Origin of the sequence: Tenacibaculum dicentrarchi, from assembly GCF_964036635.1 — a bacterium.
In the GTDB taxonomy this organism is placed as follows: domain Bacteria; phylum Bacteroidota; class Bacteroidia; order Flavobacteriales; family Flavobacteriaceae; genus Polaribacter; species Polaribacter dicentrarchi.
Genome location: NZ_OZ038524.1, coordinates 1,350,001 through 1,365,048, shown reverse-complemented (window position 1 = coordinate 1,365,048; position 15,048 = coordinate 1,350,001). Strand labels below are relative to the sequence as shown.

At 32.1% G+C, this 15,048-nt stretch carries 11 protein-coding genes (1 of these 11 only partly in view); 5 read left to right on the top strand and 6 right to left on the bottom strand.

What is annotated here, in order from left to right:
- Positions 1–170: 170 nt before the first annotated feature.
- The 3 genes from ccsA to nrfH all read right to left on the bottom strand — a co-directional run bounded on the left by ccsA (position 171) and on the right by nrfH (position 5,583).
- Complete coding sequence (ccsA, locus tag ABNT14_RS05970; protein ID WP_101901692.1) at positions 171–3,344, bottom strand: cytochrome c biogenesis protein; 3,174 nt, start codon at positions 3,342–3,344, stop codon at positions 171–173.
- 99 nt (positions 3,345–3,443) lie between these two features.
- The gene (gene nrfA / locus ABNT14_RS05965) at positions 3,444–4,961 is read right to left on the bottom strand and encodes an ammonia-forming cytochrome c nitrite reductase (protein WP_101901727.1); all 1,518 of its coding nucleotides are present in this window, start codon (positions 4,959–4,961) and stop codon (positions 3,444–3,446) included.
- Between the two features lie 19 nt (positions 4,962–4,980).
- Entirely contained in the window at positions 4,981–5,583 is a 603-nt protein-coding gene (gene nrfH / locus ABNT14_RS05960) for a cytochrome c nitrite reductase small subunit (protein WP_101901694.1), read from the bottom strand.
- A 555-nt stretch (positions 5,584–6,138) separates the two neighbouring features.
- Here nrfH and ABNT14_RS05955 point away from each other — a divergent pair.
- The 4 genes from ABNT14_RS05955 to ABNT14_RS05940 all read left to right on the top strand — a co-directional run bounded on the left by ABNT14_RS05955 (position 6,139) and on the right by ABNT14_RS05940 (position 11,944).
- On the top strand, positions 6,139–8,007 hold the full coding sequence (locus ABNT14_RS05955; protein ID WP_101901696.1) for a toprim domain-containing protein: 1,869 nt from the start codon (positions 6,139–6,141) through the stop codon (positions 8,005–8,007).
- The gene (locus ABNT14_RS05950) at positions 7,997–8,191 is read left to right on the top strand and encodes a hypothetical protein (RefSeq protein ID WP_101901698.1); all 195 of its coding nucleotides are present in this window, start codon (positions 7,997–7,999) and stop codon (positions 8,189–8,191) included. The genes ABNT14_RS05955 and ABNT14_RS05950 overlap by 11 nt, the downstream gene beginning before the upstream one ends.
- A gap of 126 nt (positions 8,192–8,317) precedes the next feature.
- A complete protein-coding gene (locus tag ABNT14_RS05945) occupies positions 8,318–11,068 on the top strand; it encodes a DNA gyrase/topoisomerase IV subunit A (RefSeq protein WP_101901699.1) in 2,751 nt (916 codons plus the stop codon).
- A gap of 21 nt (positions 11,069–11,089) precedes the next feature.
- Complete coding sequence (locus ABNT14_RS05940) at positions 11,090–11,944, top strand: mechanosensitive ion channel family protein (RefSeq protein ID WP_101901701.1); 855 nt, start codon at positions 11,090–11,092, stop codon at positions 11,942–11,944.
- A gap of 234 nt (positions 11,945–12,178) precedes the next feature.
- On the opposite strand, the gene ABNT14_RS05935 is transcribed toward ABNT14_RS05940, so the two are convergent.
- Together ABNT14_RS05935 and ABNT14_RS05930 are read right to left on the bottom strand one after the other, a co-directional pair.
- A complete protein-coding gene (locus ABNT14_RS05935) occupies positions 12,179–12,490 on the bottom strand; it encodes a DUF6787 family protein (RefSeq protein WP_058885088.1) in 312 nt (103 codons plus the stop codon).
- Between the two features lie 71 nt (positions 12,491–12,561).
- Positions 12,562–13,209 (bottom strand): DUF937 domain-containing protein, encoded by a 648-nt coding sequence (locus ABNT14_RS05930; protein ID WP_058885087.1) that lies wholly within the window; start codon positions 13,207–13,209, stop codon positions 12,562–12,564.
- Positions 13,210–13,333: 124 nt separating this feature from the next.
- Here ABNT14_RS05930 and ABNT14_RS05925 point away from each other — a divergent pair, with 124 nt between their 5' ends.
- Complete coding sequence (locus ABNT14_RS05925) at positions 13,334–14,659, top strand: dicarboxylate/amino acid:cation symporter (RefSeq protein WP_101901703.1); 1,326 nt, start codon at positions 13,334–13,336, stop codon at positions 14,657–14,659.
- An 88-nt stretch (positions 14,660–14,747) separates the two neighbouring features.
- On the opposite strand, the gene ABNT14_RS05920 is transcribed toward ABNT14_RS05925, so the two are convergent.
- A protein-coding gene (locus tag ABNT14_RS05920; RefSeq protein ID WP_101901705.1) for a hypothetical protein crosses the window boundary here: on the bottom strand, positions 14,748–15,048 show its 3' portion. 179 nt of this gene lie beyond the right edge of the window; only the last 301 of its 480 coding nucleotides appear in the window; its start codon lies beyond the right edge, outside the window; its stop codon occupies positions 14,748–14,750.

The window sequence follows — 15,048 nt, the reverse complement described above, 5'->3', positions numbered from 1 at the left end:
AAAGTTAAAGAGCCTGTCAGTTCGAGTGATTTTTTCTTTTAAAAAATAATATCGAGAACTTTTTTATCTTCAAGATTAATTCAAATTCTCGATACTAATTTTAATTTCTTTTAGTCATTAAAATTCACTCGAATTGACAAAAAGAACCTTAACAGACTTGAAAATACTACTTATTTTTTAAGATATTTTTGCTTGTAAACTACTAACAAACTAATAATAACCATTATCGCCAATAACACATATACAAATGTTGGAATTGGAATAGCATCTCCAGCTGCATAACTATGCAATCCTGAAAGATAATAATTAACCCCAAAAGAGGTCATCATAATAGCCCAAAAAGCAAACATACTTGCTAGGTTTAGCACATATTTAGTATTCAATTTAGGAACAAAACGTAGGTGTAAAACAATTGCATAGACAATAATACTAATTAAAGCCCATGTTTCTTTAGGATCCCAAGCCCAGTAACGACCCCAACTTTCGTTTGCCCAAACACCTCCTAAAAAAGTACCAATTGCCAGCACAAAAAGCCCGATAGTCATTGAAAGTTCATTAATATAGGTAAGTTCTTTTATTTTTATATCGATAATATGTTTGTTCTTGTCTGTTTTAAAAAGCATTAAAACCAACGCCATAAAACCAAGTACTGCCGATAAGGCTAAAGGTGCATAACTACTAACAATAGTTGCTACGTGAATTTTTAACCAATACGATTTTAATACAGGCATTAGGTTGGTAATTTCAGGATTTAGCCAATCTAAATAACTTACAAATAATAAAGCTCCTGTAAATAAGGTTGCTAAAGGCAAGGCAAAATCAGATTTTCTAAAACTAGCTAAACCACTTAATAGCAAACTCCAGGCGACAAAAATTAACATTTCATATCCGTTACTCCAAGGAGCATGCCCCGATATAAACCAACGTAATAAAATATTTGCGCTAAAGCATAAAAAAGAAATTAGTATAATAATTACAAGGAAATTCCAAAGGAAGTTTATCAGGTTGTTTTTATGAAACATTTTAACAACCGCTAAAACTAATAATAGTGTTCCTAAACTAAAATAGATAATAAACAACCAAAAATTAACTTTCGCTTTATTATACCATAATTCGGCTTCAATTTGTTTTTCTGATGGATTTACACTAGCTCCTAAAATTTCTTGATATTTTTTTATATAAGATAATTTTTTATAAGCTTCTTCATATTTATTTTTGTAAATATCATTAAAATATCCTGGTAAAATATGCTTTGCGAAATTTCGATCCTCTTCATTAAAATCTTTAAAATCGTGAATATAGCTGTACCAAGTATTGCTATCGTCGTCTTTTTTAGGGAATATTTTTAAATAATTTCCTGAAAAAACGTTGTATAAAATATTAAAACGTTCATCAATATTTAAAACCTCTTTATCTAGTTCATTTCTTGCCGATGGTTTCTTTTTATTCGCTTCTTCTACCGCTTTTGACAATAGGTAATTTCCTTGTTTATCTAGCAAACTAACGAAAGATAGTAAGTTGTTATCGCCAACTTTAACAGTGTTTAACAGTGTGCCTGTTTTTTCAAAATCGGCTTTTATAATAGGAATTCGTTGCCATAACTGTGGGCTCATGTGCATTCCTAAAAATATTTGATTAACACTTAAACGTATGGTTTCATTATTTTTTTTCTTCGGATAACTAAAAGAAGTCTTTTTGGTTATTTTTCGAATACATTCTGAAGCCAAGGTGTTTAAAGGCTTTATTCTACCGTCTAAATCTTGCACTAATAAACGCCCAAACTGATCAGCCTGATAGATATCTATTTGCTGAGAATCCACAAGCTGACTTATTGAAAATGAAGGAATGCTATCGGTTTTAATTTCTGCTGATGTAGCTTGTGTTCCTGTTTGTGAAAAAGCACTAGAAATACTTAAAAATGCCATAATAGCTATGGTATTTTTAGACAATCTTTTTAATTTTTTATGAACCTCTCTAAAACGAGAACCTTTTCCGAAAAAAGTAAAAAGCATTCCAATACCCATTAAGGTATAACCGATATAGGTTAGCCAAGTTCCTAAAACATCATGGTTTACCGATAAAACTGTTCCTTTTTCATCGGTATCATAACTTGCTTGAAAAAAGCGATATCCTTTATAATCTAATACATTATTCATAAAAATTCGATAAGAAAATTCTTCTTTTTTGTCAAAAACAGTCACTTCACTTGCGTAAGCAGAAGGGCTTGATGAGCCAGGGTATCTATCTAATTGAAAGTCATTTAATTTAAGGCTAAAGGGTAATTTAATAGCGCCTGCTCCGTACGAAATAATTAGTTTTATATCATTTTTAAAATCGGTCTGATGTTTTATCGGTAAAAATCCTTCTCTATATAATAAATTGATTTCCTGCTGCTCGGTATCAATTGTTGCATTTACAATTAAAGCATCATCTAGCGTTTTATCGTTTACCGTTTCTTCGGATACATTGCTAATCAATTTAAAAGCGCCCTTGGGATGATAGCTCATCGGAACAAAAGAAAAATCGCCAGCTCTATAAAGGGTACGCAAGGTTATATTTTGAAGACTATCTTTTTTAATTTTACCTGCCTGCTGACTTGCCATTATAAAAAAGTCAATAGTATGAGGTGTTAGCATTTTAAAACGTCCATTTTCTTCAATAATATTGATAATTCCTTTTTTATCAGATTCAAAGCCTATTTCATGTTGATGATCGCCAATACGTTCTATTTCTCCTTTTTTCAAATAGATGGTATTTCTACCTTTACCAGCGGTAACCACCATTTTTAACAAAGGTTCTCCGTTAATACTATCGGTAATAACAGTAGGAGTAGCATCAGCAACATATTGATTAAAATTAATAGAAACAGGTTTGTTATTAAACGTTGTTTTTAGTGTGAAGTCATTATTTTTAAGCGGGCTGATATTTATTTTTTGCTGAATAGTTTTACTTTGAGTTCCATCGGTAATTGTGGCTATTAATAATTTTGTATCTGCAATTATAACGTTGCTTGTAGCGCCTTCTCTTATGCGCATAATTCCTCCATAAGAAACATACCTAGTAACAGCTGCACCTAACACAATTATAATAAAGGCGATATGAAATAACAAAATTGCCCATTTTTTTTTAGTAAATAAATTATATTTTTTGATATTAAAAACAAAACTAATTGCTAGCCCTAGCATTACCATTTCAAACCACCAAGCATCATAGATACTAGCCCAAGCTATTGCGGTACCATAGTCATTTTCAATAAAAGTTGCTGCCGCCATCGATACTGCAAATATTAACAGGAGTAATAGTGCTAACGAAGATGATGAAAAGAATTTATATATTTTTTGCATGTGTATATTAGGTATAAAAATGAAGCCATTTTAAAAGTAAAATTTCTGCTTTTAAAATTAGCTTCATTTTTTAATGAATCTATTTTATTTAAATAGGTTTTAGTTCATCGAAACTTCTTTTTTGTCTTTTTTTGAAACTCCTTGAGTATCGTATTTTGACTCACGTTCTTTAGCAGCTTCTAACCATTTTGGTAATAAGTTTTTCTTGAATTCGGCTTTTTCTTTGTGTAATTTCTCCATGTCTAAACCAATGTATTTTTGCGCTTTTTCTTTAGAAGAAATATCAGGCATTTCAACAGGTTTGTTGTGTCCTAAATCTGCTAATACACGTGCCAATTTTACACGACCTTCAATAGCTTTATCTAAACCACCACTAATAACTCGTCCAATTTCAACAGGTGAATGAAAAGAAGCTCCATGTGATGCTGCAGCATAATCCCAACGCCATTGTGCATGACGAATATCCATTAAAATAGGTTTCATCTGAGTTTCGGTAGCGCCTAAGTCCCAGGCTTTTTTAGCCTCTACGTGCATGCGTACTAAAGCATCTTCTAATTTTAATCTGCTTTGGGTAGATTTTTGCTGACGTTCATATACATTTGCTTTTAATTTATGAGCTTCTTCACGATGACAAACCTGACATGAATTTGCTACATTGTTCATAGGTGATTGCAATTGATGATCGGTAAATTTCTGTCCACCTTCACTTTTATATGGCATATGACAATCGGCACAAGAAACCCCTCTATCGGCATGTACACCTGTTAAATACGTTTCATAACCAGGATGTTGTGCTTTTAACATTGGCGCTCTACTTAATTTGTGTGTCCAATCTTTAAAGTTAATATCGTCATAATATTTTTCCATAGCTTCAACCGACATTCCGTTTTTCCAAGGAAATGTTAAATAAGGAACACCTTCAACGCCTTCTTTTTTCTTATCAAAATAATACTCCACATGACATTGTGCACATACTAGCGAGCGCATTTCTTGGTGTGTTGCTTTATTAATATCTTTACCCATTGCTTGAAAAGCTTCTATTAAAGCAGGGCGGGTAATGGTTAATTTCATGGTTTTTTCATCATGACAATCGGCACAACCAATAGGGTTTACAATTTCCTCTCCTTTGTCAGCCCATTTTCCTTTGTAAAATTCGGCAATACCAATTTCATTCATTAATCTTGGTACATCGGGGCTTTTACAAGTCCAGCAAGTAGCAGGCATTGGTCCGTCACCTTTTCCTTTAGGTCCGCCAGTTCTTAAGGTATTTTGAATGTCTTTAATCGCATTTTGATGCCCACGTCCTTGGCTGTAATCTTTAGAAAAACCGTAACCCGCCCATAAAACAGTTAAGCGAGTGTCTTCTTCTAGCATATCACGCATTTTATTTCCTCCTTGATATGATTGAAAATCACTATTTTCGGTTTGTAAGAATGATTGATACTCTTGTGGGAAATTTTTCCCCCACTCACTATTTCGAGGTTCATTCTTTTGGATATTTACCTGCGGCACATATTTGTACTTAGCTTCATTTTTTCTATTTACAATACTAGAGGCAAGTAATCCTAATAGAAAAACGACCACTACAGTAACAATAAATAATATTTTGTTTTTCATTTTGTTAGTTTTTGTTTTGTTATTTTTTTTGTTCAATTTTAGTATTTAACCATTCAGGTATTACGGCTTCAACCTGATCTGTAGGAATTGGCGCAATATTGTTTTTAATGGTTGAAATACCATGCACGGTACCGTGAGGTAATTCTTGATGACATGACCAGCATTTTCGTTCGGTTCTACTTTCTCTATGATCGTCTAACCAACCATCATATTTTGTTTGAGTAACCTGCTGAATATGACAACGAATACAGTTGTTTTGTACTACTTCTTGTGATGCTTCTCTCATAAACATAACCTCCGGTTCTGCTCGTGCGGTAAAAATGGTTGCATGAAACAAACCATCTTTTGCTTTAAAGAAGTATTTATTAAAAACATTGTCGTGCGGTACATGACAATCATTACATGAGGCTTGTTCTCTGTGTGAGCTGTGCATCCAACTATTATACATTGGAGTCATCACATGACAATTTACACAAGCCAAAGGATCATCTGACATATAAGAAACTAACGAAGCTTCTTTTGCCATAAAAAAACCTAAACCTGTAACAATTCCTATTAAAATAATAGCAATTTGCCGCCATTTAGATTTTTTCTCTGGTAATATGTTTCGTTTAAAATTCAAGTGTTGTTTTTTTAGACTTTTATTATTTTCTGTTTTTTTCTTTTTGATTTATAATGCTAAATCTTTTTTGTTTAATCGATACTTTGCTGATTTAAAGTTAATAAGCTTTTTGTTAAATTTGTTTTTCTCATATTTTTTTCGTTAAGTATATTTTAAACAAATATTTAAAGAAAAAACTGTTAATTAAATGATAAAAATCAGCTTATGATAAAAAAGAAGGTTGTAAATTAAAAAATAATTTTATTGGAAGTGATTTTTACTTTTGGAGTGTTTCTAGAAATTCAAGTAATAAAAATGAAAAAATGAGGTAAAAGTGAGTTTAAAAATTTAGCGTTAAATAAATCATAATTAGCCCACTTTTTTATGCTTATTTATTTTTTTTATTTAAGGGGTTTTTTAGGGTGGTAAAATCGATTAAATTAGTTTAAAAACGCTGTAGTAGCAAGGGAAAGACGTTAAAAAACAAATAATATTATTTTCATAATTAAATGAATATACTGCTTTATTTTTGATTAGGATTTGTTAATTTCGCAAAGAGATCAATTATCAAATTTTATGACTAAAGAAACAAAATATACTGAAGACAACATCCGCTCGCTCGATTGGAAAGAACATATCCGAATGCGTCCAGGAATGTATATTGGTAAACTAGGAGATGGTTCATCTGCCGATGATGGAATTTATATTTTAGTCAAAGAGGTGTTAGATAACTCTATTGATGAATATGTAATGGGAGCTGGTAGAACTATAGAAATTTCTATCCAAGGAAATAAAGTAATTGTTAGAGATTATGGTCGAGGGATTCCTTTAGGAAAAGTAGTCGATGTGGTTTCTAAAATGAACACGGGAGGAAAGTACGATTCAAAAGCATTTAAAAAATCCGTAGGGCTAAACGGAGTAGGTACAAAAGCGGTAAATGCGCTTTCATCATTTTTTAGAGTAGAATCATCAAGAGACGGAAAATCAGCAGCAGCCGAATTTGAACAAGGTACTTTAATCAATCAAGAATTTTTAGAAAAAACTTCTCGAAGAAAAGGAACAAAAGTGTCTTTTATCCCCGATGAACTAATTTTTAAAAATTATAAGTATAGAAATGAATATGTTTCTAAGATGCTTAAAAATTATGTGTACTTAAATGTAGGGTTAACCATTGTTTTTAATGGTGAAAAGTTTTTATCAAAAAATGGTTTAAAAGATTTATTAGAAGAAAACAACAATCAAGAAGATATGTTGTATCCTATAATTCATTTAAAAGGCGATGATATTGAAATTGCCATTACCCATAGTAAAACCCAATATTCTGAAGAATATCATTCGTTTGTAAATGGGCAACATACCACGCAAGGAGGAACGCATCAAGCAGCTTTTAGAGAGGCGATTGTAAAAACAATTCGTGAGTTTTATGGGAAATCTTTTGATGCTTCCGATATTCGAAAATCAATCATATCTGCCATTGCTATAAAAGTAATGGAACCTGTTTTTGAGAGTCAAACCAAAACAAAGTTAGGTTCAACAGAAATGGGTGATGATTTGCCAACGGTAAGAACCTATATTAACGATTTTATAAAAACAAAACTCGATAATTTCTTACATAAAAACACTGAAATAGCCGATAAACTGCAACGTAAAATTATACAAGCAGAAAAAGAACGTAAAGAACTTTCAGGAATTAGAAAGTTAGCTAAAGACAGAGCTAAAAAATCTAATTTACACAATAAGAAATTACGAGATTGTAGAGTTCATTTAGGCGATACTCAAAAGGAAGCTTATTTAGAGTCTACCTTATTTATTACCGAGGGAGATTCTGCATCGGGTTCTATAACAAAATCTAGAAATGTAAATACACAGGCAGTTTTTAGTTTGAAGGGAAAGCCTTTAAATTCGTACGGATTAAGTAAGAAGATTGTGTATGAAAACGAAGAATTCAATCTATTACAAGCAGCTTTAAATATAGAAGACGGTTTAGAAGATTTGCGTTATAATAATATTGTAATTGCTACGGATGCCGATGTTGATGGAATGCATATTCGTTTATTGTTGATAACATTTTTCTTGCAATTTTTTCCAGAAGTTATCAAAGAAGGACATTTGTATATTTTAGAAACGCCATTATTTAGAGTTCGAAATAAAAAAGATACACATTATTGTTATTCCGAAGAAGAAAAAAAAGCGGCAATTAAAAAATTAAGAGGTAAGCCAGAAATTACTCGATTTAAAGGATTGGGGGAGATTTCACCCGATGAATTTGTGCATTTTATTGGTGATAATATCCGATTAGATCCTATCATGTTAGACAAAGAAATGTCTATAGAAAGTATGTTGGAATTCTATATGGGAAAAAATACGCCAAACAGACAAAAATTCATCATTGAAAACTTAAAAGTAGAAGTAGATGCCATTGAAGAGGAGGAAGATGAGTCCTAAGAAAATAAAAAATATAATTACGCTATTTTTTGTAGCCTTTTTAGTTTTTTGGTTGTTCCAAATTAATTGGGATAATTTATTTAATAAAGATAATTCAGGTGCTTTTTTGGGTGTGTTTATAGGGATAATGATTATTGTTTCTTTACAAATACCGAATAAGCAGTCTGAAAATGAAGTTCCTTAAAAGTACTAAATTTTTTTAGTATTTTTTAGAAGATTATTTTGAGATGAAAAAATAACAGCCCAAAATAATAGTAAAAGTTGTAACAAAAACAAATAAATAACTCTTAAACGAATAAACGTTTTTTAGATGAGTGAAGAAATAAACGAACACGAAGAAGAGGTGAATAATCCGATAGATAATTCATCAGATTTAGAAATGCCCGAAGAAACATCCGAAGAAATAGATAATACAGAAACCATTACCAAGGTAACAGGAATGTATAAAGAATGGTTTTTAGATTACGCTTCGTATGTAATTTTAGAAAGAGCCGTTCCTTCTTTAGAAGATGGCTTAAAACCAGTACAGCGTAGAATAATGCATTCTATGAAAGATTTAGACGACGGACGCTACAATAAAGTAGCGAATATTGTTGGGCATACCATGCAATATCACCCGCATGGAGATGCTTCAATTGCCGATGCTATGGTGCAAGTTGGGCAGAAAGACTTGCTAATCGATATGCAAGGAAACTGGGGGAATATTCTAACAGGCGATAGGGCAGCAGCAGCAAGATATATTGAAGCTCGTTTGTCAAAATTTGCATTAGAAGTGGTTTTTAACCCTAAAACAACCCAGTGGAAACAATCTTATGATGGTAGAAGAAAAGAACCGATTGATTTACCTGTAAAATTCCCGTTATTATTAGCCCAAGGAGCAGAGGGAATTGCCGTAGGATTATCAACCAAAATATTACCGCATAACTTTAATGAATTAATAGCAGCATCTATTAAATATTTAAGAGGAAGAAGTTTTACTATTTATCCTGATTTTTTAACAGGTGGAGTTGCCGATTTTACTAATTATAACGATGGTAAAAGAGGAGGGAAAGTACGAGTACGTGCAAATATTACGCAGCTAGATAAAAAAACATTGGTTATTACCGAAATTCCTTTCGGAACAACCACAACATCTTTAATTGATAGTATTTTAAAAGCCAATGAAAAAGGGAAAATTAAAATTCGTAAAATTGAAGATAATACAGCAGCAGATGTTGAAATATTGGTGCATTTGCCAACAGGGATATCTCCAGATAAAACCATTGATGCTTTATACGCTTTTACCAATTGCGAAAACTCGATATCGCCATTAGCCTGTACTATTGAGAATAATAAACCTGTTTTTGTAGGGGTTTCTCAAATACTAAAACATTCTACCGATTTAACGGTAAAATTGTTAAAAAGCGAGTTAGGAATTCAATTACATGAACTTGAAGAACAATGGCATTTTGCCTCTTTAGAGCGTATTTTTATTGAAAACAGAATTTATCGTGATATTGAAAATCAAGAAACTTGGCAAGGTGTAATTAAAGCTATTGATGCAGGATTAAAACCTCATATTCAGCATTTAAAAAGGGCGTTAACCACCGATGATATTACCCGTTTAACAGAAATCAGAATTAAGAAAATTTCAAAATTTGATATTGATAAAGCCAAGCAATATATTGAATCTTTAGAAGATAAAATAGCGATAGTAAAAAATCATTTAGATAATTTAATCACTTATGCGATTAATTATTTTAAAAGTTTAAAAACGAAGTACGGTAAAGGACGTGAGCGAAAAACGGAAATCAAAATTTTTGATGATATTGTCGCTACAAAAGTAGTAATGCGAAACACCAAGCTATATGTAAATAGAGAGGAAGGTTTTGTAGGAACATCGCTTAAAAAAGATGAATACGTTGACGATTGCGCTGATATCGATGATATTATTATCTTTAAAGGAAATGGGACTATGATGGTTACTAAAGTAGCTTCTAAAACCTTTGTTGGTAAAGATATAATTCACATCGCTGTTTTTAAGAAAAGAGACAAGCGTACGGTGTATAATATGATGTATAGAGACGGTTCGAGAGGTGCAAATTACATGAAGCGTTTTAACGTAATAAGTGTAACTCGCGATAAAGAATACGATTTAACCACAGGGGCAAAAGGTTCAAAATTGTTGTATTTTAGTGTAAATCCTAATGGCGAAGCAGAAGTTGTTACTGTTAATTTACGACCAGTGGCTGGTATTACAAAGTTAAAATGGGATGTTGATTTTGCTGAATTGGCAGTTAAAGGACGTGCTATCCGAGGAAACCAAATAACAAAATATAGTATTAGAAAAATAGATTTTAAATCGGCTGGAGTTTCTACCTTAAAACCTCGAAAAATATGGTTTGATGATACTGTTCAGCGTTTAAATGTTGATGATAGAGGCGAGTTGTTAGGCGAATTTAGAGCAGAAGATAAAATTTTAATAGCCACACAATCAGGTAAAATTAAAGCAGTTTCACCAAGTTTGTCAATGCGTTTTGAAAGCGATATGATTATTTTAGAAAAATGGGAACCTAAAAAACCTATTTCTGCTATTTATTTTGATGCCGAAAAAGAACGTTATTACGTAAAGCGTTTTTTAATAGAAACACCAGATAAAGAAGAACTGTTTATTTCTGAACATGAAAAATCAAAGTTAGAGATTATTTCTACCGATTATCATCCTATGGCTGAGGTTGTTTTTTCAAAACGTAGCCTAGAAAATATTGAAGTTAATTTTGAAGAATTTATCGCTATAAAAGGAATAAAAGCCCAAGGAAACCAACTAACAACCGATAAAATTCGTACGGTTAATCTGTTAGAATCGTTGCCTTACGAAGAATGGATACCTGAACCAAAAAGCGATGAAAATGAAGAAAAACCTGTTTTAGAAACAGAAATTTTACCATTAAACGTTGAGGTAATCCCTAAAGAATTTGAAAAAACAAAAGAAGATAAAGCTAAGAAAGCTTTAGAACGTGCTCTTCTTCAAAAAAAGAAAAAGAATACAGAAGATGATGACACTCAAACGGCATTATTTTAAATGAAAAAACAGAATAAATAAATGAATGAATTATTAACATATCGTTTTAACCTAAACTCCTTTTTAGGAGTTTCAGGTTATATAGCAACTATTGTATTTATTTGTTGGTTGCTATCAAGAATAATACGTTATATTATTGTTCAAATTATTAAAAGAAGAAAAATTGCTCCTTATGGAGCAACTAGTATTTTATTTTTCCGAAATTCTGTAAAGTTTTTTATCGGTGTTTTTGGTATTGCTTACATTATAACTACCGTTCCTGCTTTTCGTAGTAAGGCTACATTAATTTTTTCGGGTGCGGGTATTTTAGCCGCTATTATTGGTTTTGCGGCACAGGCGGCGTTATCTAATTTAATAGCAGGTGCATTTATTGTGCTTTTTCGCCCATTTCGAGTAGGCGATTATATTAAGTTAGACCAAGAAAGAGTTGGTATTGTTGAAGATATTACACTTCGACATACGGTAATTAATAACTTTGAAAACAAGCGATTAATCATCCCAAACTCAGTAATAAGCACCGATTCTGTGTTAAATCATACCATTGAAGATTCGCATATTCTTAGTTTTAATAATTTTAAAGTAGGAATAAAAGCAAATATTGATTTGGCTCGAAAAATCATTCAAGAAGAAGCCGTTAAATTACCAACCGTAATAGATTTTAGAACTCCTGAACAGGTTATGGCTAATGAACCACAGGTAGATGTTCGGGTAATTGACATACACACCGATCATATTCATTTGCGTGCTTATGTTTGGTTAAACGAGCCTTTTAAAGAGTTTAAAAATAAATGTGCTTTAAAAGAAGCCGTGCATAAACGATTTTTATCCGAAGGAGTAGCTTTACCAATTCCTATTTATAAAATAGTAAATGTTTAGTTTTTTTGTATTTATTTGAAGCAATCTCCCGCTTTCCGCACTCGCTTTTTTTTGAAGAAAAATCAAAAAAAGAGCTCAAACAAAGCGTCAATCGGGGCTAGGCTTTTGTGCTAAATTGATGATTTTAGTATTATTTAAAACTAAAAAAATCACGTATAACTCTGTTAGAAGTTTTTACGTGATTTTTTAGTTTTAACTATATTTTTCAGTAAACTAATTTATCGTTTATCAATATTAGTTTTTATCTTTAAAAAGAAACCCCAATCCTAAACGCCCTAAAAACTTTTTTTCAAAAGCCCAAAAGAATTTAAACTGTCCAAACAACCACCCCACTAAAGGCAATGTTGATTGATAAATAGGGAAAATAAGTAAAATACGTATCGGCCAATAAATCCAAGGAGATGTTGTTTCCGAAGAAATCCCTATAAAAGCAGTAATCGGTTTTGCAACCCAAGAAGCAAATGAACCGTTAATAGAAAATACGATTAATACCGCAATTACATCCCAATTTGTTTTTAATCCCCAACGTTGTCTTAATTTTTCCATGGTGGCAAAAGTAATTAAAAGAAAAAGGGCAAACAAATGTTTACCCTTTTTGATATTATAAAATTTAAAACTTATTTTTTACCAAAAATACCGCCTAATAATCCGCCAAGTATTCCTCCGTTAGCACTTTGAGAGTTGTCGCCTCCTAAAATCATACCAGCAATATCATCAACAACGCTACCATCACCATCGGCATCTAAAATTTGTTCTAAAAAGTTTTGCTCTTTAGCAGCTGAATTACCACCAAGTAAACCACCTAACATATTACCCAAATCATTTGAGCTACCAATATTATTTTGGCGAGATTGTTTTCCTAAAACCCCCATTAATAAAGGAGCAGCAGTTTTTAAAATACTAGCAATAGCACCTGAATCCATTCCTGTTTTCTGACCTATAACTTGTTCAACACCTTGTTGTTTACTTCCTAAAACATGATTTAAAATATTACCACCATCTTGTAAAACATCAGCATTAACACCACCATCAAACAAACCACCTAAATTATCTAAAATACCACCATCATGTTTATTTAAAGCACCCATTAAGCCTTGGGCTCCTTCTGGTGTTGCTGCATTACGTTGCATTGCTTTCATTAAAACTGGTAAAGCCATTGTTAAAACATTACCTGTTTTCCCTGTGTCTTGCCCGGTAGATCCTGCTACACCTGAAATAATTGATTTTCCTAAATCACTGTTTAATAAGTCTAAAATTCCTGCCATTTTTTTTTGATTTAATAAGATTAGTAATAGTTCTATTATTTAAGACACAAGTTACGAATTAAACGTCACATTTTTTTAATTATTTATTTTACCTTACAGCCCTTATATAAATTAAATCAATTAAATGAAAAAATTAGCGTTACACTGGCAAATTTTAATAGGAATGCTTTTGGGTATTTTATTCGGAATAGGAATGACATTTACAGAAGGAGGAGCTTCTTTTGTAGGAAGTTGGATAAAACCAATAGGAACTATTTTTGTGAAATTATTAAAATTAATTGCCGTACCATTAATCATTGCCTCTTTGGTAAAAGGAATATCAGACTTAAAAGATATTTCTAAATTTAAAAATATCGGCTTGCGTACCATGGTTATATATATAGGTACAACAGTTATTGCCATTACCATCGGACTTGCCTTGGTAAATATTGTAAAACCAGGCGAAGGAATATCCGAACAAACCATTACACGATTAACAGAAACTTACGCAAATAGTGGCGGAGTACAAGCTAAAATAGCCGAAGCAAGCAAGCAAAAATCAAGCGGACCATTACAGTTTTTGGTCGATATGGTTCCTGACAATGCTATAAAAGCAATGGGAAGCAACAAATCGATGTTACAAGTAATTTTCTTTACTATTTTCTTAGGAATATCAATGTTGTTAATAGGCGAAGAACGTGCAAAACCATTAAAAAACTTTTTTGATTCTTTAAATGAAGCCGTTTTAAAAATGGTCGATTTAATTATGTTGTCGGCACCTTATGCTGTATTTGCATTATTAGCAACAGTAGTTGTGTCATCAAAAGATCCTGATTTATTATTCGCTTTATTAAAATATGCTTTTACAGTAATCGGCGGATTAGTGTTAATGGTGGCTTTTTACATGACTTTAATAAGTGTATTCACCAAGAAAAATCCAATTTGGTTTTTAAAACAAATTAGCCCTGCGCAGTTATTAGCATTTTCAACAAGTTCAAGTGCGGCAACATTACCCGTAACTATGGAGCGCGTTGAAGAACATGTTGGTGTCGACAAAGAAGTATCAAGTTTTGTATTGCCAGTAGGTGCAACCATTAACATGGACGGAACAAGTTTATATCAAGCAGTTGCAGCGGTATTTATAGCTCAAGCATTAAGTTTCGATTTATCATTTGCCGATCAATTAACCATTATTTTAACTGCTTTATTAGCATCAATCGGTTCTGCCGCAGTGCCAGGCGCAGGAATGGTAATGTTGGTAATTGTATTAGAATCGGTAGGTTTTCCAGCCGATAAATTAGCTATCGGATTGGCATTAATTTTTGCTGTTGATAGACCTTTAGATATGTGTAGAACCGTTATAAACGTAACAGGAGATGCTACGGTAGCAACTTTAGTAGCGAAATCGGTAGGAAAGTTAGGCGATCCAAAACCTAAAAATTGGGACGATAACTACGATGCTGTAAAATAGAAAAATAGCTTTAGAATATTTTATAAATGCTAAAAAACACCAATGAATTATATTTATTGGTGTTTTTTTATGCGTTAAATCTATTATTTTATTTGATAAAAAACCAACCATGACTTCCCGCAACAGCTCCCGCGGTGGTTATCAAGCTTAATATTAATAAAAACCAATGCACTTTATGGATAAAAGAAAATGTTTTACTAGGTTTTTCTTCTGCGTATTTTTTAAACAATTTATGTAAAATAAACGGCTCTAAAACATATAGAACAAGTGTAAATAAAATCCAAACAAGTGTCATCGCATGAATCCACCAATACTGATAATCGAAATACCGATCCCATCCATCTAAAACATACAACATATAAAACCCCGATAACCCCGTTAATACAGTT